This is a genomic window from Leucobacter allii, assembly GCF_022919155.1.
In the GTDB taxonomy this organism is placed as follows: Bacteria; Actinomycetota; Actinomycetes; order Actinomycetales; family Microbacteriaceae; genus Leucobacter; species Leucobacter allii.
Window position 1 is genome coordinate 879,972 of record NZ_CP095045.1, and the last position, 23,903, is coordinate 903,874.

The 23,903-nt window shown below is 72.3% G+C and carries 22 protein-coding genes and 1 riboswitch; of the genes, 14 read left to right on the top strand and 8 right to left on the bottom strand.

The genetic code is table 11. The features are described from left to right. From MUN78_RS04000 to MUN78_RS04025, 6 genes are all read left to right on the top strand, one after another. Positions 1–780, top strand: coding sequence for an ABC transporter permease (locus MUN78_RS04000; RefSeq protein ID WP_244728941.1), 780 nt, complete (start codon positions 1–3; stop codon positions 778–780). After that, positions 777–1,550: an ABC transporter ATP-binding protein gene (locus tag MUN78_RS04005; protein WP_244728942.1), complete on the top strand. Its 774-nt coding sequence runs from the start codon at positions 777–779 to the stop codon at positions 1,548–1,550. The genes MUN78_RS04000 and MUN78_RS04005 overlap by 4 nt, the downstream gene beginning before the upstream one ends. 25 nt (positions 1,551–1,575) lie before the next feature. Continuing rightward, complete coding sequence (locus MUN78_RS04010) at positions 1,576–3,378, top strand: cell division protein PerM (protein WP_244728944.1); 1,803 nt, start codon at positions 1,576–1,578, stop codon at positions 3,376–3,378. A gap of 6 nt (positions 3,379–3,384) precedes the next feature. After that, a riboswitch (TPP riboswitch) is annotated at positions 3,385–3,494 on the top strand. After that, a complete protein-coding gene (locus MUN78_RS04015) occupies positions 3,488–4,594 on the top strand; it encodes a thiamine ABC transporter substrate-binding protein (protein ID WP_244728946.1) in 1,107 nt (368 codons plus the stop codon). It overlaps the preceding riboswitch by 7 nt. Before the next feature lie 4 nt (positions 4,595–4,598). Beyond that, on the top strand, positions 4,599–6,404 hold the full coding sequence (locus tag MUN78_RS04020; protein ID WP_244728947.1) for an ABC transporter permease: 1,806 nt from the start codon (positions 4,599–4,601) through the stop codon (positions 6,402–6,404). Beyond that, entirely contained in the window at positions 6,395–7,117 is a 723-nt protein-coding gene (locus MUN78_RS04025) for a nucleoside/nucleotide kinase family protein (RefSeq protein ID WP_244728949.1), read from the top strand. The genes MUN78_RS04020 and MUN78_RS04025 overlap by 10 nt, the downstream gene beginning before the upstream one ends. Before the next feature lie 380 nt (positions 7,118–7,497). Here MUN78_RS04025 and MUN78_RS04030 read toward each other — a convergent pair whose 3' ends face one another. From MUN78_RS04030 to MUN78_RS04040, 3 genes are read right to left on the bottom strand one after another with little or no spacing between them, the layout of a single operon-like run. Continuing rightward, complete coding sequence (locus tag MUN78_RS04030) at positions 7,498–8,337, bottom strand: MetQ/NlpA family ABC transporter substrate-binding protein (RefSeq protein WP_244728951.1); 840 nt, start codon at positions 8,335–8,337, stop codon at positions 7,498–7,500. Positions 8,338–8,365: 28 nt separating this feature from the next. Continuing rightward, the gene (locus MUN78_RS04035) at positions 8,366–9,082 is read right to left on the bottom strand and encodes a methionine ABC transporter permease (protein WP_244728953.1); all 717 of its coding nucleotides are present in this window, start codon (positions 9,080–9,082) and stop codon (positions 8,366–8,368) included. Further along, entirely contained in the window at positions 9,079–9,852 is a 774-nt protein-coding gene (locus MUN78_RS04040; RefSeq protein WP_244728954.1) for a methionine ABC transporter ATP-binding protein, read from the bottom strand. The genes MUN78_RS04035 and MUN78_RS04040 overlap by 4 nt, the downstream gene beginning before the upstream one ends. Positions 9,853–9,948: 96 nt before the next feature. Between MUN78_RS04040 and MUN78_RS04045 the strand changes: the two genes are divergently transcribed. The 4 genes from MUN78_RS04045 (at position 9,949) to MUN78_RS04060 (ending at position 13,233) form a co-directional block, all read left to right on the top strand. After that, the gene (locus MUN78_RS04045; RefSeq protein WP_244728956.1) at positions 9,949–10,374 is read left to right on the top strand and encodes an OsmC family protein; all 426 of its coding nucleotides are present in this window, start codon (positions 9,949–9,951) and stop codon (positions 10,372–10,374) included. A gap of 9 nt (positions 10,375–10,383) precedes the next feature. Further along, positions 10,384–10,995 carry a phosphoribosylglycinamide formyltransferase gene (gene purN / locus MUN78_RS04050; protein ID WP_244693309.1) on the top strand — a complete coding sequence of 204 codons (612 nt, stop codon included), beginning with the start codon at positions 10,384–10,386 and terminating at the stop codon, positions 10,993–10,995. A gap of 97 nt (positions 10,996–11,092) precedes the next feature. Next, complete coding sequence (gene purH, locus MUN78_RS04055) at positions 11,093–12,757, top strand: bifunctional phosphoribosylaminoimidazolecarboxamide formyltransferase/IMP cyclohydrolase (protein ID WP_244693310.1); 1,665 nt, start codon at positions 11,093–11,095, stop codon at positions 12,755–12,757. Between the two features lie 122 nt (positions 12,758–12,879). Further along, positions 12,880–13,233, top strand: a complete 354-nt coding sequence (locus MUN78_RS04060; protein ID WP_244693311.1) for a hypothetical protein — start codon at positions 12,880–12,882, stop codon at positions 13,231–13,233. 184 nt (positions 13,234–13,417) lie between these two features. Here the strand turns inward: MUN78_RS04060 and MUN78_RS04065 are convergent, their stop codons facing one another. The 5 genes from MUN78_RS04065 to MUN78_RS04085 all read right to left on the bottom strand — a co-directional run bounded on the left by MUN78_RS04065 (position 13,418) and on the right by MUN78_RS04085 (position 19,771). Further along, positions 13,418–14,935: an aldehyde dehydrogenase (NADP(+)) gene (locus MUN78_RS04065; protein ID WP_244728958.1), complete on the bottom strand. Its 1,518-nt coding sequence runs from the start codon at positions 14,933–14,935 to the stop codon at positions 13,418–13,420. A gap of 143 nt (positions 14,936–15,078) precedes the next feature. Continuing rightward, positions 15,079–16,074 (bottom strand): ABC transporter permease, encoded by a 996-nt coding sequence (locus MUN78_RS04070; RefSeq protein WP_244728960.1) that lies wholly within the window; start codon positions 16,072–16,074, stop codon positions 15,079–15,081. Further along, positions 16,067–17,089 (bottom strand): ABC transporter permease, encoded by a 1,023-nt coding sequence (locus MUN78_RS04075; protein ID WP_244728962.1) that lies wholly within the window; start codon positions 17,087–17,089, stop codon positions 16,067–16,069. Before MUN78_RS04075 ends, MUN78_RS04070 begins: the two co-directional genes overlap by 8 nt. Further along, the gene (locus MUN78_RS04080; protein WP_244728964.1) at positions 17,086–18,669 is read right to left on the bottom strand and encodes a sugar ABC transporter ATP-binding protein; all 1,584 of its coding nucleotides are present in this window, start codon (positions 18,667–18,669) and stop codon (positions 17,086–17,088) included. Before MUN78_RS04080 ends, MUN78_RS04075 begins: the two co-directional genes overlap by 4 nt. Positions 18,670–18,700: 31 nt before the next feature. Continuing rightward, a complete protein-coding gene (locus MUN78_RS04085) occupies positions 18,701–19,771 on the bottom strand; it encodes a substrate-binding domain-containing protein (protein WP_244693316.1) in 1,071 nt (356 codons plus the stop codon). A gap of 204 nt (positions 19,772–19,975) precedes the next feature. On the opposite strand from MUN78_RS04085, the gene MUN78_RS04090 reads away from it, so the two are divergent. The 4 genes from MUN78_RS04090 to MUN78_RS04105 are packed head-to-tail and all read left to right on the top strand — an operon-like array spanning position 19,976 to position 23,902. Beyond that, positions 19,976–21,067 carry a Gfo/Idh/MocA family protein gene (locus MUN78_RS04090; RefSeq protein ID WP_244728966.1) on the top strand — a complete coding sequence of 364 codons (1,092 nt, stop codon included), beginning with the start codon at positions 19,976–19,978 and terminating at the stop codon, positions 21,065–21,067. A 32-nt stretch (positions 21,068–21,099) separates the two neighbouring features. Continuing rightward, entirely contained in the window at positions 21,100–22,014 is a 915-nt protein-coding gene (locus MUN78_RS04095) for a sugar phosphate isomerase/epimerase family protein (protein ID WP_244693318.1), read from the top strand. A 2-nt stretch (positions 22,015–22,016) separates the two neighbouring features. Then, complete coding sequence (locus MUN78_RS04100) at positions 22,017–22,778, top strand: SDR family NAD(P)-dependent oxidoreductase (protein WP_244728968.1); 762 nt, start codon at positions 22,017–22,019, stop codon at positions 22,776–22,778. After that, positions 22,775–23,902: an aldose 1-epimerase family protein gene (locus MUN78_RS04105; RefSeq protein WP_244728970.1), complete on the top strand. Its 1,128-nt coding sequence runs from the start codon at positions 22,775–22,777 to the stop codon at positions 23,900–23,902. The genes MUN78_RS04100 and MUN78_RS04105 overlap by 4 nt, the downstream gene beginning before the upstream one ends. Position 23,903: the final 1 nt, after the last annotated feature.

Genomic DNA, 23,903 nt, shown 5'->3' on the forward strand with positions numbered 1-23,903 from the left:
ATGCGCATCGGGCGCCCCATCGGCAGAGCCGCGTACCTGACGACCGCCGTCGCAGCCTTCGTCGTGCTCATCGGCGCCTGGTGGCTCGTCACGGCGCTCGGCGTCGTCGATCCGATGTTCCTGCCCGGCCCCGGCGAGGTGCTCGGTGCGCTCGGCGCGCAGGCGGCGAACGGCGAGCTCTGGGCCGACATCGGGGTGAGCGCCTTCCGGATCCTCGTGGGGTTCGCGCTCGCGACCGTGATGGCCGTGCCCATCGGGACGCTCATGGGCGTCAACGCCCGCGTCGAGGCGGCCCTCGAGCCGCTCATGGACTTCATCAGGTACATGCCGGTCGTGGCGTTCGTGCCGCTGACGATCGTGTGGGTCGGGATCGAGGAGAGCCAGAAGTTCCTCATCATCTGGATGGGCACCTTCTTCCAGCAGGTCCTCATGGTCGCCGACGCCGTGCGGCGCACCCCGCGCACGCTCGTGAGCCTCGGGGAGACGCTCGGGCTCGGCTGGTTCGCACTGCTCACCCGCATCGTGGTGCCCTCGGCGATGCCGCGCATCTGGGACGCTCTGCGCATCACGCTCGGCTGGGCGTGGACCTGGCTCGTGGTCGCGGAGCTCGTCGCGGCGTCGAGCGGCATGGGCTTCCGCATCACGGTCGCGCAGCGCTTCTTCGAGACGGAGCTCATCATCGGCTACGTCCTCGTGCTCGGCGTGCTCGGCCTGATCCTCGACCAGCTCATGCGCGGTGCGGGGCGCCGTCTGTTCGCCTATCAGGAGGGTCGCGCATGATCGACGAGACCACCTCCGCGGAGCCGAAGCTGCGCGTCGCGGGGATCGTGAAGCGGTTCGGCGCCGTCACGGCGCTCGAGGGCGTCGACCTCGCCGTCGCGGAGAACGAGTTCGTCTCGATCGTCGGCGCCTCCGGGTGCGGCAAGTCGACGCTGCTCTCCCTCATCGCCGGACTCGAACCGCCCACCGCCGGAACGCTCGAGGTCGACGGCCGGGCGATCACCGGGCCGGGGCGGGACCGCGGCGTCGTATTCCAGCACGCGACGCTCATGCCGTGGCTGAGCGTGCAGCGCAACGTCGAGTTCGCACTGCGCGGCGAAGCCGGTCTCACGCGTGCCGAGCGGGCCGAGCGGGCCAGGGAGTTCCTCAGCCTCGTCGGCCTTGCAGGTTTCGAGGAGGCCTTCCCTGCGCAGCTCTCCGGGGGCATGCAGCAGCGGGTGGCGCTCGCGCGCTCCCTGAGCTATGGCCCAGACATCCTCCTCATGGACGAGCCGTTCGGAGCCCTCGACGCGCTCACACGACGCACCATGCAGGAGCTCCTCCTCGAGGTCTGGGAACGCCATCGGCTCACCGTGCTCCTCGTCACCCACGACATCGGCGAGGCCGTTGTGACGAGCGATCGGGTCGTCGTGATGAGCCCGCGTCCCGGGCGCGTGCAGCGGATCGTGGACGTGCCGATCCCGCGACCGCGCACGCTCGCGTCGGAGCGCACCGCGGAGTTCCAGGGGCTCGAGGACGGGATCCTGGATCTCATCCACGGCGCCGCCTGAGCCGCGCAGAGTAAGCTTTCCGTCGATGAGATCCATTGTGACCGCGACGATCGCCGCGATCGAGGCCGTCGCCGTCGCGCTCGCCGGCCTCGTCGTCGTCGCCGTCCCCGCCGTGCTGCTCTGGGCGGTGACGTTCCGGCTGTCCGCGGAGCCGAGCGCCGTCGCCGCGGCGGTTGGGGGGATCTGGCTCCTCGCGCACGGCGTGCCGCTCGCCTTCTCGCTCAGCGCCGAGGCGATGCTCGGCTGGGGCTTCGCCGCCGAGGAGCTGAGTTTCACGGTCACCCTCATGCCGCTCGGAATCACCCTGCTCACGGCCGCGCTCGCGGGACGCGCGGGGTGGCGCTTCGGGCGTCGGGGCGGCACCGGCGCCGCGGGCGTGCTCGGCGGTACGATCGGCTTCGGTGCCGTCGCGTTCGCCGTCGCACTGCTGGCCGCCCCGCTGCTCGGCGCGCCGGCGTGGGCGGCGACGCTCATGCCTGCAGCGGCATACGCACTCGTGGCGGGCGCCGCCTTCGTGCTCCGCGCGGCACGTGACGCGCATCCCTGGTGGGCGGCGAGCCTCCGTGCGCTGCAGCGCGGTCTCGAGTGGGTCGGCGTGCGGGGCGTCGCCGCCCTCCCCGCTCGCGCGGCCGAGACCCTGCGGATCGCGACCGCGGGACTCGCGGCGGCCGTCGGGCTCGCCGCGATCGCCACCGCCGTCGCGTGCGTGGCGGGCTACGGCGAGGTCATCGCGCTCACGCAGAGTCTCCAGCTCGACCCGCTCGGCTCCGTGCTGGTGTTCCTCGCCCAGCTCGCCCTGCTGCCCGTCGCCGTGACCTGGGCGCTCGCGTGGCTGAGCGGCGCGGGCTTCGCGATCGGCGCGGGGAGCTCGGTGAGTCCCTTCGAGACCCTGCTCGGCCCCCTGCCGGCGCTGCCCCTGTTCGGCGCGGTGCCCGACGGCTGGGGGGCCTGGGGCGCGATCGCGCCCGCGCTGCTCGTCGTCGCCGGCATCGGCGTCGCTCTGCTCTTCGCCCGGCGCGACGAACTGCGGCGCGCGAGCTGGCCCGTCGCGCTCGCGATGCCGGTCGTCGCCGCCCTGCTCGCGGGGCTCGGGGTCGCGGGGATCTCGGCGCTCGCCTCGGGCGCGCTCGGCCCCGACCGGCTCCAGTCCGCCGGTGCGTCCCCCTGGCTCGCGGGCGGGCTCGCCGCCGCCGAGCTCGGCGTCGGGCTGCTGCTCGGCGCGGCGGCCGGGCGTGCCGACCTCTCCCGCGTGCGGGAGGCGCTGCCCGCCGCGCTGCCCGGGACGGAGGCGCTGCAGCGGCTCGCGGGCGCCCGCGCGCGAGGCGGTCCGGACGCCGAGGCGACGGTCGACCTCTCGGATCTGGTGGGGCGCGCGGAGACGGTCGGCCGCCCCGATCCCGCGGATCCCCGGGCATCCGGTCGCGGCGGCGACGCGGTCGCGGTCGCCGTCGCCACGACGGAGGCCGAGCCGGCCGATCCCGACTCGGAGCCGGCGGTCGGCGAGATCGCGGCCGGCGAGTTCGGCGCGGAAGCGTTCGACACGAGCACGATCGACACGAGCACGATCGGCACGGAGTCGATCGACACCGCGGCGATCGGCACGGAGTCGATCGACACCGAGGCGTTCGACACCGAGGCGTTCGACGTCGAAGCGGCCGAGGCGGCGGACGCCGAGACCGACGGGACCGCTGACGCCGAGGAGGCCGAGACGGCGGAGATCCTCCGCGCCTACGCCTGGGACAGCGCCGTTCGCCCCGAGGGCGAGACGGAGGCGCCCGAGGAGCGGCGCGCGCGCCGCGGTTGGCGGTTCCCGCCGCGCGGGCGCTAAGCTGGCGGGGCAATCCACGGGAGTCCCGACGCGCGGGGCTGAGAGGGAGCACGCGAGCTCCGACCGTTCAACCTGATCTGGTTCATGCCAGCGGAGGAAGGAAGCCTCGATGTTGCCTGCACGCACGCTCCTGAAGTCCCGTCGATCCCGCATCGCCGCCACGCTCGTCGCCCTCGCCCTCGGAGCATCGCTCGCGGGCTGCGCCGGCGATGATGACGCGGCGAGCGGCGAGACCGTGACGCTCGTCGTCCACGACTCGTTCCCGAACGAGGAGTTCGCGGCCGCCGCGAGCGCCGCGACCGGCTACGACGTCCAGGTCGTCTCGGCGGGGGACGGCGGGGAGCTCACCAACAAGCTCGTGCTCACCCAGGGCGCGCCGATCGCCGACGCCTTCTTCGGAGTCGACACGATCTTCGCCTCGCGCCTCGTGGAGCACGACGTCGTCGCGCCGTACGCGCCGGAGGGGCTCCCGGAGAGCGCGGCCCGCTTCGCCGCGGCGGAGGACGCCGATGCCGGTGCACAGGCGATCGCCGAGACGGGTCTCGTGCCCGTCGATCACGGTGCGACCTGCGTGAACATCGATCCGTCGTGGTTCGCCGAGGCCGGGATGCCCGAGCCGGAGAGCTACGAGGATCTCGCCGATCCCGAGTACGCCGCCCTCACGGTGCTCCTCGACCCGACCGCGTCCTCCACCGGGGCCTCCTTCCTCGTCGGCACGGTCGCCGCGTTCGGCGAGGCGGGCTTCGCCGACTACTGGCAGCGGCTCGTCGACGGCGGGGCGCGCATCGAGCAGGGCTGGAGCGACGCCTACTACGGCCGGTTCACGCAGGGCGGGGAGGGCGGCACGCTGCCGATCGTCGTCTCCTACGCCTCCTCGCCCGCCTTCACCGTCGATGCCGAGGGCGAGTCGAGCAGCACCCGAGCGCTGCTCGACACCTGCACGCGGCAGGTCGAGTACGCCGGCGTCCTCGCCGGCGCCGCGAACGAGGCGGGCGCCCGCGCCGTCGTCGACTACCTGGTGTCCGAGGAGTTCCAGCGCACCATCCCCGACGCGATGTACATGACGCCGGTCGATGACGCGGTGGAGCTCCCCGCGGCCTGGACCGAGTTCGCGCCCGAGCCCGAGGCGGACCGCACCCACGACCTCTCGCCGAGCGCCATCGAGGCGGGCCGCGAGGGCTGGCTGCGAACGCTGAGCGAGCGGATCGGGCTCTAGTCCGGTGCGCCGGAGCGCGTGGGGCGTCGCGGGCTGGACGCTCGCCGCAGCGCTGCCCCTCGCGTTCCTCGCGCTGTTCTTCCTGTGGCCGGTGCTCGCGCTCGTGGCGACGGGCTTCGTCTCCGATGGCGACGGAGGCCCGCGCCTCGACGCGAGCGGGCTCCCCGAGGTCTTCGGGTCCGCGCGCACCGGGAGGGTCATCGCCCAGACGCTCGCGCAGGCCGGGCTCGCCACGGTCGTCTCGGTGCTGCTCGGGCTCCCGGCGGCGTACGCGCTCTACCGCCTGGACTTCCCCGGCCGGACGCTGCTGCGCGGGATCCTCACGGTGCCCTTCGTGCTGCCGACCGTCGTCGTCGGCGTCGCATTCTCGGCGCTCGTGGGGCCGGGGGGTCCGCTGGCGTGGCTCGGCTGGGATCGGAGCCTCGCCGCCATCGTCGCCGCCCTCGCGTTCTTCAACGTCCCGCTCGTGGCGCGCACCGTCGGCGGGTTCTGGGAGCGGATCGACGACAGCGGGGAGCGGGCCGCCCGGATCCTCGGAGCCGGCCACGTCCGCGCCTGGCTGACCGTCACGCTGCCGGCGCTCGCGCCGGCCCTCGCCTCCGCGGCGGCCCTCGTCTTCCTGTTCTGCGCGACATCATTCGGCGTCGTGCTGATCCTCGGGGGGCGGGCCTTCGCGAACGTCGAGACCGAGATCTACCGGCTGACAGTGCAGTTCCTCGACCTCCGCGGCGCGGCCGTGCTCTCGCTCGCCCAGTTCGCGATCGTCGGCGCGGCGCTCCTCGTCTCGGCCCGGCTCCGACGCTCGGGGGAGCGGGCCGTCGAGCTCCGCGACGCCGCGCCCCGCGCCAAGCGCCCGGGCGCCGCCGATCTGCCGGCGCTGCTCGTCTTCGGCCTCACCGTGCTCCTGCTGCACGCGCTGCCGATCCTCGCGCTCGTACTGCGCTCGCTGCGCGATGCCTCCGGCGGCTTCTCGCTGGCCAACTACGCGGCGCTCGCCGAGCCCCCGGTCGGGCTGCCGCTCGACGCGCCCGTGCTGACGGCGATCGGGCTCTCCGTCCGGATCGCCGCGGTCGCCGCGATCCTCGCGATGGCGCTGGGGATCCTCATCGCATTCGTGCTCTCGCGCCGACCGGCCTCGCGCGTGCTCAGGAGGAGCCAGGAGCTCTTCGACGGCCTGGTGATGCTTCCGCTCGGGGTGTCGGCCGTGACGCTCGGCTTCGGACTGCTGCTCACGATGCACCGTCCCCTGGGCATCGGGCTGGATCTGCGCACCTCGGCCGCGCTCATCCCCATCGCGCAGGCCCTCGTCGCGCTCCCGCTCGTCGTCCGGATCCTCCTCCCCGTGCTGCGCGGCATCGACGAGCGGCTGCGCTTCGCGGCCGCCACGCTCGGCGCGGCGCCCGGCACCGTGCTCGCCACGATCGACCTGCCGATGCTCGGTCGATCCGCCGGCCTCGCGCTCGGCTTCGCCTTCGCCGCATCGCTCGGCGAGTTCGGCGCGACGTCCTTCCTCGTGCGGCCGGGGGAGCAGACACTGCCCGTCGCCATCGCCGAGCTCGTCGGGCACCCGGCACCGGGCAGCTACGGCGCCGGGCTCGCTGCGGCCGTCGTGCTCGGCGCGCTCACCGCCGCCGTCATGCTGCTCGCCGAGCGGCTGCGGTTCGGCGGGCGGCTGCGGCTCGGCGGGCGGGGGAGATCTCGGGGCCGGGGAGCCGGGCCGATCGGAGGCGGACGCTCGGGGGCCGGCATCGGGTCGCCGGGGCGCATCGCGGGGGACGCGCCGCGGCGGGAGGAGATCGCGTGGGTGTGAATCGCGAGCTGCACGGCGTGGACGTCGTCATCCTGGACGGTCGCTCGGGGTCGGGGAAGACCTCCCTGGCCGCGCGGATCGCGGAGCGCTTCCGCGCGGACGGCCGCCCGGCGGCGGTGCTGCACGTGGAGGATCTCTACCCCGGCTGGGACGGTCTCGCCTTGGGATCCCGGGCGGTGTCCGAGGCGCTCACCACGGGCGTGTACCGCCGGTACGACTGGGAGGCGCGGGCCTTCGCCGAGCGCGTGCCGGTGCCGGCGGGCGTTCCGCTCATCATCGAGGGCTGCGGCGCCCTCACGGCGGCGAATCTCGCGGCCGCGGTGGCGCGGGTGCGCGCGGGCAGGTCGGAGCGGGTGGACGCGGATGCGGCGGCGCGGGTGCGCGCGGATGCGGCGGAACGCGCGCGCGCGGATGCGGCGGCGCGGCGGAATGCCGACGGGGCGGCGCCGGGGCGCTCCGCCGCCGGCACCGGTGAACGCGTCTCCGCGATGCGCGCCGCCGGCGAGATCGCGGGCGGATCCGGCGCCGCGCGACAGCGCGTCCGCGCCGTGTGGTTGGACTGCCCCGAGGCGCTGCGACGGGAGCGGGCGCTCGCCAGGGACGGCGACGTCTTCGCCCCGCACTGGGAGCGCTGGGCGGCGCAGGAGGCGGCGTTCTTCGCGGCGCACGAGCCCTGGGCGCTCGCCGACGAGGTCATCGCCTGCGACGTGTGACGTGCGATGCGTGACGTGCGACGTGTGACGTGTAACCCGCAATGCGTGACCCGCAACGTGTGACGTGCGACGCATGACCCGCAACGTATGACGTGCGACGTGCGGTGCGTCACGCGGCTTCGGTGACGGATGCGGCTTCGGTGAGTCCGGATCCGCCGCATTGGGCTCACCGAAGCCGCATCTGCGACCGAAGCCGCGCCCGCGTTCGGGAACCGTTCTCCGACCGAAGCCGCGCCCGCGTTCGGGAACCGTTCTCCGACCGAAGCCGCATCCGCGTTCGAGACCCGATCTCCGACCGAAGCCGCATCCGACCGAAGCCGCATGTCCGACCGACGCCGCATCCCCGCCGCGGCGACGGGCGTCCCCGCGGCGGGACCGCCTCAGAACGCCGGGGGCACCTCCAGCTCCTCGAGCTTCTCGCGCACGGCATCGCTGTGGAAGGCCTCGGCGAGCGCGCGGACCTCCGGGGAGTCGGCGTTGTCCTCGCGGGCGACGAGGTTCACCGCGAACTGCGGATCCTGCTCCAGCGCGATCGCGTCCTCCTCCGGGACGAGGCCGAGCTGCCGGGCGAAGGTGCCGTGCAGGAAGACGGCGTCGGCCTCGGGGTAGGCGGCGGTGAGCTGCATGATGTCGATCTCGGTGAACCGCAGATCGTGCGGGTTCGCAGTGATGTCGTCCACGGTGACCGCCCACTCGTCGACGGCGGGGTCGAGCTCGACGAGTCCGGCGTCCTGCACCATCAGGAGAGCGCGGGCGGCGTTGGAGCGGTCGTTGGGGATGACGATCCTCCCGCCGTCGGGGACATCGGCGAAGCTGTCGTGCATCGAGGAGTACATGCCGACGACGGTGAGGTACACCGGCTCGACGGCGACGAGCGAGGCGTCGTTGCCGGCGTTGAACTCCTCCATGAAGGGCGGATGCTGCACGAAGTTAGCATCGAGCTCTCCGTGCTGCAGCATCGTGTTCGGCTGCACGTAGTCGGCGACCTCGACCATCTCGATCTCGTACGGCGCCGCGATCGCTTCGGCCGCGGCCTCGACGACATCGGTCATCGGCGTGGTCGTCGCGGCGACCGTGAGCACCTGCGTCGCATCGGCATCGCCGGCGCCGGAACCGGTGCCGGACGCGTCGGCGCCGGTGGCGCAACCGGCGAGCAGCAGCAGCGCCGCGGCGCCCGCGGTGGTGGCGACGGCGGTGCGGAGGAGGGGGAGGCGGGTCATGGGCCTGTCTTTCGATCGGGGACGGGGGTCAGCGGTGGTCGATCCTGCGCGAGACGCGATTGCCGAGGCTCTGTAGCAGCATCACGCAGATGACGATGAGCGCGATGGCGACGTACATGAGGGTGAAGTCGTACTGGTGGTAGCCGTAGCGCATGGCGAAGTCGCCGATGCCGCCCCCGCCGACGACGCCGAGCACGGTCGAGTACGAGACGAAGCTGATCGTCGCCGAGGTGAGCGCGTAGACGAGGCCCGAGCGCCCGTCGACCAGCAGGAAGCGGAAGACCGTCTGCGGGATCGTCGCGCCCATGGCGGTCGCGGCCTGGGTCAGCCCGCTCGGCAGTTCGAGCAGGATCTGCTCCGTCAGCCGCGCGTAGATCGCGACCGCGACGAAGGCGAGCGGGAAGGTCGCGGCGACCGTGCCGAACGTGGTGCCGAAGACGAGGCGGGTGAGCGGGATCATGAAGACCACGAAGAGCAGGAACGGGAAGGATCGCACGATCGTCACGTAGAGGTTCGCGGCGGTCCAGAGGCCGCGGCGCGGCAGCATCCCGCCCTCGCGGGTGAGGAAGATGAGGGTGCCGAGGGGGGTGCCGAAGACGACGGCCACGAGGATCGACACGAGCACCATGTAGCCGGTCTCGCCCATCGCGGCGGCGATCTCGGAGCCGTGCTCGGCGGCGATGCGGCCCAGCTCCTCGGGCAGGGACGCCGCGGCCCGTCCGGACGCCGCGATCGCCGCCGTCATCGGGCCAGCTCCGTGCGGACATGGTCGAGGTAGCGCTCGGCTCGCGGCGCGCGGCCGGCCGAGACCTCCACGATCTCCTGCAATCGGCCGCGCTCGAACACTGCGGCGGCGTCGCAGATCGCCTTGACCGCCTCCAGTTCGTGCGTGACGAGCGCGATCGTCGTCCCGAACTCCGCGCGCGTGGCGCGCAGCAGCGCGAGGATCTCCGCGGTCGTGTGCGTGTCGAGGGCCGATGTCGGCTCGTCGCAGAGCAGCAGCGCGGGATCGGTGACGAGCGCCCGGGCGATGGCGACGCGCTGCTGCTCGCCGCCGGAGAGCTGCGCGGGGTGGTGCTCGAGTCGGTGCTCGAGGCCGACGAAGGCCGCCATCGCCCGCACGCGCTCCGGGTCCCTGCGGCGCTGGAGCCGCAGGGGGAGCGCGATGTTCGCGCGGACGTTCAGGTTGCCGACGAGATTGAAGGCCTGGAACACCACGCCGATGCGATGTCGCAGCGCGATCAGCTGCCGTTTCGCGAGCGGGGCGAGGTCGGTGCCCGCGACGATGACCCGCCCGCTCGTCGGGTGATCGAGGCCGTTCATCATCCGCAGCAGCGTCGACTTGCCCGCCCCGCTCTCCCCGAGGATGCCGAAGATCGCACCGCGCGGGATGTCGAAGCTGACGTCGTCGAGCGCGAGCACGGCGTCCGCGGTCTCGGCGCCCGCGGCGGCGAAGCGGCGGGTGACGTGCTCGAAGCGGATCGCCGGCACCCCGGCAACGCCCGAGCGGATCATCGCGGCATCATGCGGGGGCGCCCTCCGTTTCGGATTTCCTAGACTCGGTATAACATATGCGGGAATCCATCGGAACGCAACACGGAGGCGGACGGCATGCATGCGGATCATCCCGAGGCGGAGGCGGCGCTCTTCACGGCGGTCGCGACGAACACCACGGGGATCGCCGGCGAGAGCGCCGTCGCGGGCGGTCTGCGCGTCGCCGTCGCGCCGCCGACCGCGACGGACCGCGGCGGTGCGACGAACCCTGAGGAGCTGCTCGCGCTCGCCTGGGCGACGTGCCTGAACGCGTCGGCGCGGGTGGTCGCGGGGCCGGGGATCGAGGTCGAGGCGCGCGCCGAGATCTCCCTGCATCGCCGCACGGACGGCGAAGGCTTCGAATTCGCCGCGCGCGCCGAACTGCACTTTCCGGGGCAGAACCCGGCGTCGGCCGCGGCGCTCGCCGCCGCGGCGCACGAGCGGTGCCCCGTCTCCCGCATGCTCGCCGGGCGCTCGTCGGTGTCGGTCTCGGCCGTCGCGTAAACTGATCGGGTGCTGAAACTCGCGGTTCTGATCTCCGGCGGCGGCAGTAACCTGCAGGCGCTCATCGCGGCGACCGCCGAGCCCGGGTTTCCGGCGCGCATCGTCTGCGTGGCCTCCGATACGGACGCGCCGGGCCTCGCCCACGCGGAAGCGGCGGGGATCCCGACGTGCGTCGTGCGTCCGGGGGACTCTGGATCGCGCGAGGAGTGGGGGCAGCTCCTCGCCGCGGCGATCCAGGAGCACGGCGTGGGCACCGGCCCCGAACCCGGCCTCATCGTGAGCGCCGGGCTCATGCGGATCCTCCCCGCCGGATTCGTCCGCGAGTTCTCCCCGCACCTCATCAACACCCACCCCGCGCTCCTCCCGCGCTTCCCCGGCGCGCACGCCGTGCGCGACGCGCTCGCCGCCGGCGCCGAGGAGACCGGCGTCACCGTCCACATCATCGACGAGGGCGTCGACACCGGGCCCGTGCTGCGACAGGCCGCGCTGCGGGTCGTCGCCGGAGAGTCGGAGGCCGAGCTGCACGAGCGCATCAAGGAGCTCGAGCGCCCGCTCCTCGTCGAGACCGTCCGGGAGATCGCCGCGGGCGAGCTGGAGCTGCCCGCTCCGTCCCCCGCCTGATCCCCGTCCATCGTCCTGCGCGCGTCGCAGGTCCCAGCCAGAGAACCGATCCCGAGAACCGCGTCGCGCTCCCGGGACGACCCACGTAAGGAAGCACATGGCAGTCCAGAGCCACGACCCCAGCCTCTACGAGCACCGAGACGTGATCCCGGTCAGGCGCGCGCTCATCTCGGTGAGCGACAAGACGCGCCTGCTCGACCTCGCGGCGGCGCTCGCCGAGGCCGGCGTCGAGATCGTCTCGACGGGGTCGACGGCCGCGACCATCCGCGACGCGGGGCACACCGTCACCGACGTCTCCGAGGTCACGGGCTTCGCCGAGGCGCTCGACGGCCGCGTCAAGACGCTCCACCCCGCGGTGCACTCGGGACTGCTCGCCGATCTCCGCCTCGCCGACCACCGCGCGCAGCTCGCGGAGCTCGGCTTCTCCGCCTTCGAGCTCGTCGTCGTGAACCTCTACCCCTTCGAGGAGACCGTCGCCTCGGGCAAGCCCGCGGCCGATGTGATCGAGAACGTCGACATCGGCGGTCCGGCGATGGTGCGGGCGACCGCGAAGAACCACGCCAACGCGGCCATCGTGGTCTCCCCGGCGCGGTACGACGACGTCATCGCGGCCGTCGGGGCCGGCGGCACCTCGCTCGCGCAGCGCCGTTCCCTCGCGGCCGAGGCCTTCGTGCACACGGCCCAGTACGACGCCGCCGTGGCCAACTGGTTCCTCGACCAGGAGGACGCGGGCTGGGAGGCTCCCGAGCCCGCCGCCGTCGCGGCGGCCGCGGACGAGGACTCGATCGACAGCGTCTTCGCCGACACCGAGGGCTACGTCGGCTACGAGACCTTCGGTCTGCGCGAGGCCGTGCTGCGCTACGGCGAGAACAGCCACCAGCGCGCCGCGCTCTTCACCGAGAGCGACGGCGCCGGCATCGCCCAGGCGACGCAGCTGCACGGCAAGGAGATGTCGTACAACAACTACGTGGACGCCGACGCGGCCCTCCGCGCCGCCTACGACCACGAGCGGCCGGCGGTGGCCATCGTCAAGCACGCGAATCCCTGCGGCATCGCCGTCGCGCCCGAGGGGGCCGACGACGCCATCGCCGCGGCGCACGAGCTCGCCCACGCCTGCGACCCCGTCTCGGCCTACGGCGGGGTGATCGCCGCGAACCGCACCGTCACGGCCGGCATGGCCGCGACCGTCGCCGAGATCTTCACCGAGGTGATCGTTGCTCCGGGCTTCGAGCCCGAGGCGCTCGCCATCCTCACCCGGAAGAAGAACGTGCGCCTGCTCGTGCTGCCCGCGGACTTCGCGCCGAACCCGGTGGAGCTGCGCCAGGTCTCGGGCGGCTTCCTGCTGCAGGACGCCGACCGCTCCTTCGCGCCGGCGAGCGCCTGGACGCTCGCCGCGGGCGCGGCAGCGGATGCGGCGACGCTCGCCGAGCTCGAATTCGCCTGGCGCGCCTGCCGCGCGGTGAAGTCGAACGCGATCCTGCTCGCGGCGGAGGGCGCCTCCGTGGGCGTCGGCATGGGGCAAGTCAACCGCGTCGACTCCTGCCGCCTCGCCGTCGACCGCGCCGGGGACCGCGCGCGCGGCTCCGTCGCCGCGTCCGACGCGTTCTTCCCCTTCGCCGACGGGCTCCAGGTGCTCCTCGACGCCGGGGTGCGCGCCGTCGTGCAGCCGGGCGGATCGGTGCGCGACGACGAGGTGATCGCTGCGGCCCAGGCCGCCGGCGTCACCATGTACTTCACGGGTGAGCGGCACTTCTTCCACTGAGCGCCCGCGCGGGAGCCCCGGGGACGCCGTGCGTGGCGTCCCCGGGGCTCCCGCGCATTCATCTGAGGTGGGCAAGCCTCGCCTTGCTGGCGGATGGCCCGCGGGCTCGGGAGAATGAGACCGTGGAAATCGTCAAGGGAATTCTGGTCGTCCTGCACATCGTGGGCTTCGGCGCGGTGTTCGGGAGCACGCTCGCGCAGCTGTCCGCCGTGAAGGAGGCCCGGGCGCGCATCACGCCGGGCATCCTCCACGGCGCGAACCTGCTCTTCGTCACCGGGCTGCTGCTCGTCGGCTCGATCTACATGCTCGGCGGACAGCCGAACAATGCGAAGATCGGCGTGAAGCTCCTGGTCCTCATCGCGATCATCGTGCTCATCCTCGTGAACCGCAAGAAGCAGCCGGTCTCGGGCGGCGTGCTGGGGGCGATCGCGGGGCTGTCGGCCGTGAACGTCGCGCTGGCGGTGCTCTGGCACTGAGCCGCACGACGGACGACGAATCCCCCTCGGAGGCCGGCCTCCGAGGGGGATCTCTCGTTCCTGCGGCGCACGAGGCGCGCGACGTGCTCGATGCGGTGCGGTGCGCGCGGTCCGGGATCGAGGCGCGGGTCCGGTGCCCGGACCCGGCGCCCCGGGGCAGGGCCCCGGGATGCCGGGAAGCCGCTCAGCGCCAGCGGCCTCCCCAGCCCTGCGACTCGCCCGCGGGGGAGATCGTCTGCGGCACGCCGAGCGGGTTGTCGTCGCGGAGCGCCTCCGGGAGGAACGCGGCCGGGGCGTTCTGGTAGGCCACGGGGCGCAGGAAGCGGGTGATGGCCGCCGTGCCGACGGACGTCGAGCTGTCGTTGCTCGTCGCGGGCCACGGTCCGCCGTGCTGCTGCGCGGGGGTGACGGCGACGCCCGTGGACCAGCCGTCGAAGAGGACGCGGCCGACCTGCTGGGAGAGGGCCGCCACGAGCGCGCGGAGCTCGTCGACGTGCTCGGCGGTGCCCGCGGCCTCGGCGGCCCCGAGGTGCAGGGTGCCGGAGAGATTGCCCTCGAAGAACTCGGGGACGAGCGCCGCGAGATCCGTGCCCTCCGGCACCTCCACGAGGATCGAGAGCGGCCCGAAGGCCTCGTGGATCAGCCCGGCGTGGCCGGCCCGGAAGTCCGCGAGGGAGACCGTGACGATGGTCGGCGTGGCCCAGCCGTGGCCCTGCTCGTCGAAGCGGATGCCGCCCTCGACGACGGCGCGCACCCCGGGGGTGCCGAGAATCGTGCTGCGGCGCTCCTCGTAGCTGCGCGAGATGCGGGGGTCGAGCAGCCGATGCTCGGGCGTGCCCGCGGCCGCGGCGGCGATGCCCGCCTCGAGCGCGCCGCCTTCGGGCACGAACACGAACCCGGGCTTCGTGCAGAGCTGGCCGGCGGAGCCGGAGACGCTGGCGACGTAGCCCGCGGCGATCGCCTCGCCGTGCTCGGCGACGGCCGCGGCCGTGACGAAGACCGGGTTGACGCTGCCGAGCTCTCCGAAGAAGGGGATGGGGGCGGGGCGGGCCGCCGCGATGTCGGCGAGCAGTCGGCCGACGCCGATGGAGCCCGTGAACGATCCGGCCTTGATGCGGGGGTCCTGCAGCACGGCGACGCCGGCCTCGCGGCCGTGGATCAGGTAGAACACGCCCTCGGGCATGCCGGCCGCCGCCAGGGCGTCGATCGCGACCCGAGCGGTCGCGTCGGAGAGCTCGGGGTGGCCCGAGTGCGCCTTGACGATGAGGGGGCAGCCGGCCGCGAGCGCCGCCGCGGAGTCTCCGCCGAGGACGGAGAAGGCGAACGGGAAGTTCGACGCCGAGAAGTTGATGACCGGTCCGAGCGGGATGAGGAGTCGGCGGAGGTCGGGGCGCACGCCGAGCGCGAAGTCGGGGTCGGCGGGATCGATGCGCACGTCCAGGTGGGCGCCCGCGACGAGCGTGTCCGCGAAGAGACGGAGCTGCACGGCGGTGCGGGTGACCTCGCCGTTCAGTCGGGCCTCGGTGAGCCCCGTCTCACGGGCCCCGATCTCCACGAGGGCGCTCCGGGCGCCTTCGAGGGCGTCGGCGACCGCGACGATGGCGCGGGCGCGATCCGCGGGGGCGGTCGCCGCGTATGCGGGCGCCGCGGCGGCCGCAGCCGCGACGATGCGCTCGAGTTCAGGGGACAGGGTGCCGGTCATTCCGTGATTCCTCCACGATTTCGAATGGGGTGCCCGGACGCGATCGTGACCCGGGCACCGGGGTTCATTGTAGCGAGCGGACGGCGTCCGCCCGGGGAGCCGGGGAGGTTCCGGCGGCGCCGGAACCTCCCCGCGAGGCTCGGCTATCTGCTGCCGGATCGGCCGTAGAGGGCGACGACCACGAGGATGATCGCCCCGTACACCACGTCCTGCACCGTCGTGCCGAGATTGAACACCACGACGAGCGTCGAGACCTGCCCGAGCACGAGCGCGCCGGCGAGCGTGCCGAGCACCGATCCGCGCCCCCCGAAGATCGAGGCACCGCCCACGACGACCGCCGCGACCGAACTCAGCAGGTACGGGGCGCCCATCATGGGCTCCGCCTGGTTGTAGTAGCCGACGATCGCGATGCCGGCGAGGCCGGCGAGCGTGCTGCTGAGCATGTACCCGGTGATCCGGATCCGCGCCACCGGCTGCCCGGCGAGTCGGGCGGCCGCCTCGGAGGATCCGACGAGGAAGAGCGCGCGCCCCCAGCCGGTCCAGTTCAGCAGAGCCCACAGCGCCAGCAGGACCACGAGCGCGAGCGGCACGACCGCGGCGATCGTCGTGCCGAGGAACGGCAGCTTGTTCGCGGTGACCGCCTGCAGGAACGCGGGGACGTCCGTGAGCTCGGAGACGCTGAAGCTCAGCAGCAGCACGCCGAGCAGGAGCCCGTTCATCGCGATGGTGGTCACGATGGGGGTGAGCCCGATCCTGGCGATCACGAAACCGTTGACGAAGCCGATGAGGGCGGAGGCCGCGAGCGCTCCGAGGAGCGCCAGGACCGGGCCGAGCGAGGCGTTCCAGGTCAGGAAGGAGAGCGCCGCGAAGGCGATCGTGTTCGGCACCGAGAGGTCGATGCCGCCCTGGATGACGGCGATCGTCTGCCCGAAGGAGGCGAGGGCCAGGATCGCGGCGAACGTGACGGTCGTGATGAGTCCGCCGAAGGTGAGGAGGCTCGGACGCAGCAGCCCGCTCAGCAGGAACAGCGCGATGAAGGCGACGAACACCCAGGCGCTCGTGGGCATGCGGCGCAGCAGCCTCCGGATGAGCGGTTCGGCGGCGGTCCCGGACGGTGCCGGTGCGGCGAGCTCAGACATGCGATCCTCCCTTCGCGAGGGCGTTGCGGGTGGAGACGACGCGGACGACGACGGGGATCGCGACGACCGCGAAGATGATCAGGGCGTTGACCACGTACTGCCAATAGGAGTTGATGCCGGCGAAGAAGAGCAGATTGCCGACGAGCCCCAGCGTGATCGCCGCGGCGACCGTACCGAGCACCGACCCCCGCCCGCCGGCGAAGCTCGCGCCGGAGAGCGCCACGGCGGCGATCGACGTCAGCAGGTACGGATCGCCGCTGCGCGGGTCGCCCGTCACGGTCGAGCCGGCGAGGAGCACCGCGGCGACCGCCGCGAGCATCCCGGAGAGCACGAAGGCGCCCAGGACGGTGAAGCGCGCATTGATGCCGGCGGCCTGCACGGCGTCCCGGCTCGAGCCGACCCCGTAGATCTGCCGCCCGAAGGCGGTGCGCTGCAGGACGAACCAGATGCCGATGCAGACCAGCAGCAGCCAGACGATGGACATCGGCAGGAAGGGCAGCGCCTCGCCGCTCGTGACGGTGAAGATCGTCTGGTCGAGGGCGCCGCCCGGTCGATCGAGGACGATGCGCGCGATGGCGCCGATGATGAAGGTGCTCGCGAGGGTCACCGCGATGGCCGGGAGCCCGCCGTACGCGACGAGCACGCCGTTGAAGAGGCCGCACCCCGCCCCGACGGCGAGCGCGACGGCGAGCGCGACCGGGCCGGGCAGACCCGAGAGGCTCGTCGCGAAGACGACGTTGCAGAGGCTGATGACGGCGCCGATCGAGATGTCGATCCCGCCGATCAGGACGATGATGAGCTGCGCGAGCCCCGCGATCGCGAGCGGCACGACGAGATTCGCCGCCGTCTGCAGCTGGAAGCGCGTGAGCAGGGAGGGGTTCACCGCGAGGTAGATGCCGATGAAGACGGCGAACGCCAGGAACGGGGGCAGCGCCCCCTCGTGGAGCGAGCGCTGGATCCAGACCGGCAGCGCCCTGCGACGCGCGATCGGGGTGAAGATCGTGCCGGTGGTCATGAGTTCGCCGCCATTCCCACCGCGGCGCCGACGACGGCGTCCGCGGTGATGTCCGTTCCTTCGAGTTCCCGCACGACCCCGCCCTGATAGAGCACGGCGATGCGATGGCACATGTGCACGAGCTCCTCGACCTCGCTGGAGAACCAGACGATGCCGACGCCCTCCGCGGCGAGGGCCATCATGGCGCGGTAGATCTCCTGCTTGGCGCGGACGTCGATGCCGCGGGTGGGATCGTGCAGGATGAGCACGCGGCGCCCGCGGTCGATCCAGCGCCCGAAGACGAGCTTCTGCTGATTGCCGCCGGAGAGCGCACCCGCGGCTTCGAGCGGCCCGCGCGTGCGCACGCTGAGCGCCGAGAGCACACCGTCGATCCAGCTCCGCTCCGCCCGCAGCTGGGGGCTGCCTCCCGCCCCGGCGAGCTTCAGCCAGGGGGCGAAGAGGTTCTCGCCGACGCCGAGCTCGAGGGCGAGCCCCTCGGTCTTGCGATCCTCCGGCACGTAGCCGATGCCCGCTCTGACGGCTCGGCGCGGGGTGAGGGAACCCACGGGGTCGCCCGCGACCTCCCACCGCTCGGCCGTCGCCGGGACCGCTCCGAAGAGCGCGCGGAGCAGCTCCGTCTGCCCGTGGCCCTGCAGGCCGCCGATGCCGAGGATCTCGCCGCAGCGCACCTGCAGCGTGACGTCGCTCAGCCGCTGCGATCGCAGGCCGCGCACGTCCAGCGCGAGCGGCGCATCCGCGGGGAGGGGCGGCGCCGGCGGGAACTGCTTCTGCGTGGAGCGACCGGCCATCATCGTGATGAGCTCGTCCTCGTCCCAGTCGCCGCGGACGAAGGAGCCGGCCGGCCCGCCGTCGCGCAGCACGGTGCCGCGATCGGCGATCACCTGCAGCTCCTGGAGCCGGTGCGAGACGTAGATGACGGCCGATCCGGTCGCCGTGATCTCGCGGATGCGGTCGAAGAGCCACTCCACACCCGGGGGAGTGAGCGCGCTGGAGGCCTCGTCGAGGATCAGCAGCTTCGGCTTCGCGGCGATCGCCCGAGCGATCTCGACGAGCTGGCGGTCGGCCAGCAGCAGCGTGCCGAGCCGCGCCTGCGGGTCGATGTGCGGCAGACCGAGCTCGTCGAGGATCTGCTCGGCCCGGTGCAGCGCCCGGCGCGGCGAGAACGCCCTGCCGGGAGGCGTCTCGGGCAGCGCGAGGTTCTCGGCCACGGTCCACTCGGGCAGCGCGAGGTTCTCGGCCACGGTCCACTCGGGCACGAGCGCGATCTCCTGGTACGCGCAGGCGATGCCGAGCGCCCGGGCCCGAGCGATGCCGCCGCCGTGCAGCTCGGCGCCGTCGACGGTGATGCTGCCGCTCGTGGGGACGACCGCCCCCGAGAGCATCTTCGAGACGGTGCTCTTCCCCGCGCCGTTCTCCCCGACGAGGGCGTGCACCTCGCCGGGGAACACGGAGAAGTCGACGTCCGTGACGGCGCGCACCGCACCGTAGTTCTTCCTGAGACCCTGCGCCACCACGAGCGGCGCGGGGCTGCCGGTCGGCGCCGATGCGTCGACGCCGACCGGAGCGGAGTGCTGTGACATGCTGATACGACCGTCCCTCCTGCAGCGTCGCCTACTTGGCGAACTCGAGGTACTCGTCGAGCGTGATGTCGAGGCCGGGGAAGTCGTAGCCGAGCTGGAAGTTGTCCGGCTTGTCGGGCAGGCAGAAGTCCTCGGCGTTCTCGTCGGTGATCTCCGCGGGAGCGAAGTACTGCTCCTGCTCGATCTCCTCGCCCTCGAGGAGCATCACGGCCTGCTCGAGGCCCTTCGCGTAGATCGCGGGGTGGCCGAAGATCATGTTGCCGGTGAGGCCCTCGTCCTGGTACTTCACGAGCGTGCAGGCCTCCCCGTTGTACCCCGAGCCGCCGACCACGGGCACGAAGGGGATGTTCGCGTCGGCGAAGGCTTCGGGCACGCCCTGGCCGCCGGTGAGGAAGGAGTACACCCCGCCCACATCGGGATGCGACTGGAGGATCTGGGCCATCGCCTTCTGCGCGTCGGCCTCGTTCCAGTTGTTGGCGCCCTCGGCGATGATGTTCGCGCCGCCGTCCTCGAGGATCTTGCGCGCCTCGGGGACGGAGGTGTCGTTGAGCGGGACTCCGGCGACGCCCTCGAGCAGCACGACGTCCTTGTTGTCGCCGAGCTGCTCGAGGAGCCACTCGGCCCCCGTCTTGCCCGCGCTCGCCCAGTCGGTCGACACCGTGTAGACGTAGTCGTTGTCGTACGGGCCGCCGTTGGCGAAGACCGGGATGCCCGCGGCCTCGGCCTGGGCGATCGCGGCGTCCGCACCGGTGGCCGAGGCGGGATCGAAGAGGATGGCGTCGACGCCCTCGGCGATGAGATTCTGGATCGCCGCGTTCTGCTGCGCCGCGTCGTTGTCGTTGGTGCGCACGATCTTGAGCTCGACCTTGTCGCCGTACTCGCGCTTCGCGAAGGCCTGCATCGCGGCGAGCCCCGTCTCGCGCCAGGCCTGGCCGCCGAGCGGCTGCTCGAAGCCGATGACGAAGGTGTCGTCGGCCGCGCCGCCGCCTTCCGCGGCGGTTCCGGAATCGGCGGGCGCGGAGCTGCAGGACATGAGGCCGATGCCGAGCGCCGCGACGGCGGCGATGCCGATGCCGCGCGCGATCTTCTGCGAGTGGTGCATGTGTTTCTCCTTTGAAAACGAGTGCGATTCGCGGGTCTGCTGAGCGGTTCCGGAGGTCGGAACGCGGACTTCCGGAGCGTGTTGACGAACGCCGCGAGGTGAGACTAACATCAAAATGGTAGCGCTGCCAAGAGCGCTAACATGTTGAGAGAATGTTCATGCACCCCGCACCGTCGCGGGGATCCTTCAGAGAGGAAGCGAGAGATGGCATCAGCGGACACGCATCGGCTCGAACCGGACGCGCCGATCCGGACGCGTTCGCACGCGATCGGGGCGATCGGGGCGGGGGCGATCATGGCGGATCAGCACCTCGAGGCCTACCGGCAGGCGGGGTTCCCCGTCGTCGCCATCGCGTCGCGCACCAGGGAGAACGCCGCGAAGGTCGCCGAGCGCTACGGCATCGGGACGGTGCACGAGTCGCCGCGGGATCTGATCCTGGATCCGCGCGTCGAGATCGTCGACATCGCGTTCCCGCCCGATCAGCAGCCCGAGCTCATCCGGCTCGCGCTCCAGCAGCCGCACATCGCCGGCATCCTGGCGCAGAAGCCGCTCGCGCTCTCGCTGGAGGAGGCGATCGCGCTCCGCGACGAGGCCGCCGCGGCGGGCAAGATCCTCTCGGTCAACCAGAACATGCGCTACGACCAGTCGATCCGCTCGCTGAAGCAGCTGCTCGACCGCGGGGCGCTGGGGGAGCCCGTGTTCGCGGCGATCGACATGCACGCCGTGCCGCACTGGCAGACCTTCCTCGAGCAATACGATCGCCTGACGCTCGCGAACATGAGCGTGCACCACCTCGATGCGCTGCGCTATCTGTTCGGAGACCCCGAGGAGATCTCCACGGCAGGGCGAACGGACCCGCGCACGCGCTTCGCGCACACCGACGGCATCGTCGCCTCGACCCTGCGGTTCCCGAACGGCGTCCTCGCCGTCTCCCGCGAGGACGTCTGGGGAGGCCCGCGGATCGAGGGCTACGACTCCGATTTCTTCATCTCGTGGCGCGTCGAGGGGACCGAGGGGGTCGCGCGCGGCACGATCGGCTGGCCCGACGGCGTCCCCTCCACCCTGAGCTACGCCTCCACCGTCGAGACCGACGGCCGGTGGGTGACCCCGGAATGGGACACCCACTGGTTCCCGCACGCCTTCGCCGGCGTGATGGAGCAGCTGCAGCACGCGATCGACGGCGGGGAGCCCGCGCTCACGGTCGCCGACAACGTCCGCACGATGGCACTCGTCGAAGCGGCGTACCGATCACTCGACGAGCACCGCGCGGTCCGGCTCGACGAATTCACCCTCTGACCCGCATCACCCAGCAAAGGAGCACCACCACCATGATCCAGATCGGCATCTTCTCCGGATACTTCCCCTACGACCTCGAGACCACCGCGAAGAAGGTCCAGGAGCTCGGGCTGAACACCGTCCAGCTCGACCTCCACTTCAAGGACATCGATCTCTCCTCGGGTCAGATCACCCGGGAGAAGGCGAAGCGCGTGCAGGACACCTTCCGCGACCACGACGCCCCCATCTGCGCGATCTCGGGCTACACCAACATCGTGCACCCCGACCTCGACAAGCGGCGCGCCAATGTGGAGCGACTCAAGGAGATCATCCGGAGCGCCCGCGACTTCGGCACCCCGTACGTCATCAGCGAGTCCGGCACCTTCAACCCCGAGAGCGAGTGGGACCACCACGAGCACAACCGTTCGGAGGACGCCTACGAGCAGGTCCGCTCCGTGCTCACCGAGCTCGCGGAGGAGGCCTGGAACCACGGCGCCACCTTCCTGCTCGAGACCTACGTCAACAACGTCATCGGCTCGGTGCGCGAGACCGCGCGCGTCTTCAACGACATCCAGCACCCCGGCCTCGAACTGCTGATGGACCCGACCAACTACTTCGACCAGAGCAACATCGACGATCAGGCGGGCGTGCTGAACGAGGTCTTCGACGTGCTCGGCGACCGCGTGCGCATCGCGCACGCCAAGGACGTCAAGCGCGCGGGGGCCGACAAGAGCGAGAAGCACGCCGACATCGGCGACGACGACGCACTCGCCTCGCACACCTTCCGAGGCGTCGGCGAGATCGAGCTGCCGGCCGCCGGCCTCGGCTCCCTCGACTACGACCTCTACGTCAAGCGGCTCGCCGAGCGCAGCCCGAACATCCCGCTCATCATCGAGCACCTCGACGAGGCCGACATCCCCCGTGCCAAGGAGTTCATCCGCGAGACCCTGAAGCGGCAGGGCGTCTGAGCATGAGTCCCGCAGCACCCTCCGCCCCCCGCTCCGCGTTCGTCACCGGCGCGGGGGGCGCCCTCGGGCGGGCGATCGCGCTCCGCCTCGGTCAGGACGGCTTCGGCATCGCCGTCGTCGGGCGCGGGCGCGCGACGCTCGACGAGACGGCGGCGCTCCTCGACGCGCACGGGATCCCGCACGTCGTCATCGAACTCGATCTGCGCGACGCCGCGGCGATCGAGACCGCGGTGTCGGCCGCCGAGCGCGAGCTCGGCCCGCTCGGCGCGATGGTCAACAATGCCGCGATCTATCCGGCGACGCCCTTCCTCGAGATTCCGCTCGAGGAGTACGAGGACGTCGTGCGGGTGAACCAGACGGCCTACTTCGCCGGCACCCAGGCGGCCGCGAGGCGGATGGCGCCGCGCGGCTCGGGCGCGATCGTGAACATCGGGTCGATCACCTTCCACGGCGGCTGGGAGAACCTCGTCAGCTACGTCTCCACGAAGGGCGCGGCGGTGGGCCTCACCCGCGCCGCCGCCCGCGAGCTCGGCCCGGCGGGCGTGCGCGTGAACTGCGTGGAGCCCGGGGCGTTCCCGACGAAGGCGGAGGAGATCAACGGCGATCCCGAGGCGTACGACGCGCAGGTCGTCTCGCGGCAGTCGATCAAGCGCCGCGGCCGCAACGAGGAGCTCGCCGCGGTCGTCTCCTTCCTCGTCGGCGAGGACTCGTCCTTCATGACCGGGCAGACGCTGAACGTCGACGGCGGCTGGGTGATGGCATGATGCGCGACCAGGACTGGTTCGGCGCCGCGATCCGGCAGCCCACCCGCGAGCTGCGCCGCCGCACCGGGGATCTCGCCGCGTTCGCGGAGATCCGCGAGGTCGAGCTCTCCAACGGGCAGGAGCGCGGTGTGCGCGCCCTCCAGATCCGCAACGCCGACGGCCTCGAGATCGAGGTGCTCGTCGATCGCGCCTTCGACATCGGCGACGTGCGCTACCGCGGCGTGCCCGTGTCGTGGCGCTCGGGCAACGGGTACCGCCATCCCGCGCTGCACGAGGTCGAAGCCGAGGACGGCCTCTCCTGGCTGCGCACGCTCGACGGCTTCCTGGTGAGCGGCGGCCTCGACCACACGCTCTTCGGCGGCGAGGTCGACGCCTCGCAGTACGCCTACCCGCCCAAGCCGACCGTGCGCCACGGCCTCCACGGCCGGCTGAGCTCGCTGCCGGCGCGTCTGCTCTCGGTCGAGGAGGACTGGCGCGAGACCGGCGGTGTGCTGCGCGTGCGCGGCGAGATCGTGCAGGCCACCTCCTTCGGGGAGCACCTGAGGCTGCGCCGCACCGTCGAGGTCGATATCCACGGCGCCGGCTTCCGCATCGACGACGAGGTCGTGAACCTCGGCTTCGAGCGCACGCCGCACATGTTCCTGTACCACATCAACATCGGCTGGCCCGTGGTGGACGAGGGGACCGAGTTCGTCGGTTCGGTGCAGCGCCACCTCTGGCAGTCTCCGTCGACCGAGGAGCAGGGCGCGCCGCACCACACGCTCGTCGAGCCCCGCCGCGGCTTCGTGGAGCAGGTCTGGGAGCACGAACTCGCAGTCGGCGATGACGGGCTGCACCGGGTCGCCCTCCTCCGCGCGGACGGCGCCTTCGGCGTCGAGCTCGCCTGGGACCCGGAGGGGATGCCGAACTTCTTCGAGTGGCAGAACCTGCGCGACGGGCAGTACGGGGTCGGACTCGAGCCGTCGAGTCATCACGTCGGCGGCGAGGCGGACGCCCGCGCCGACGGGTCGATGACGTGGCTCGAGCACGGCGAATCGCGGCGCTACCGGACTTCGGTGACGCTGCTGGACGGCACCGAGGCGACCGCGGCAGCGCGGGCGCGGGTGCTGGGAGACGAAGGATAGA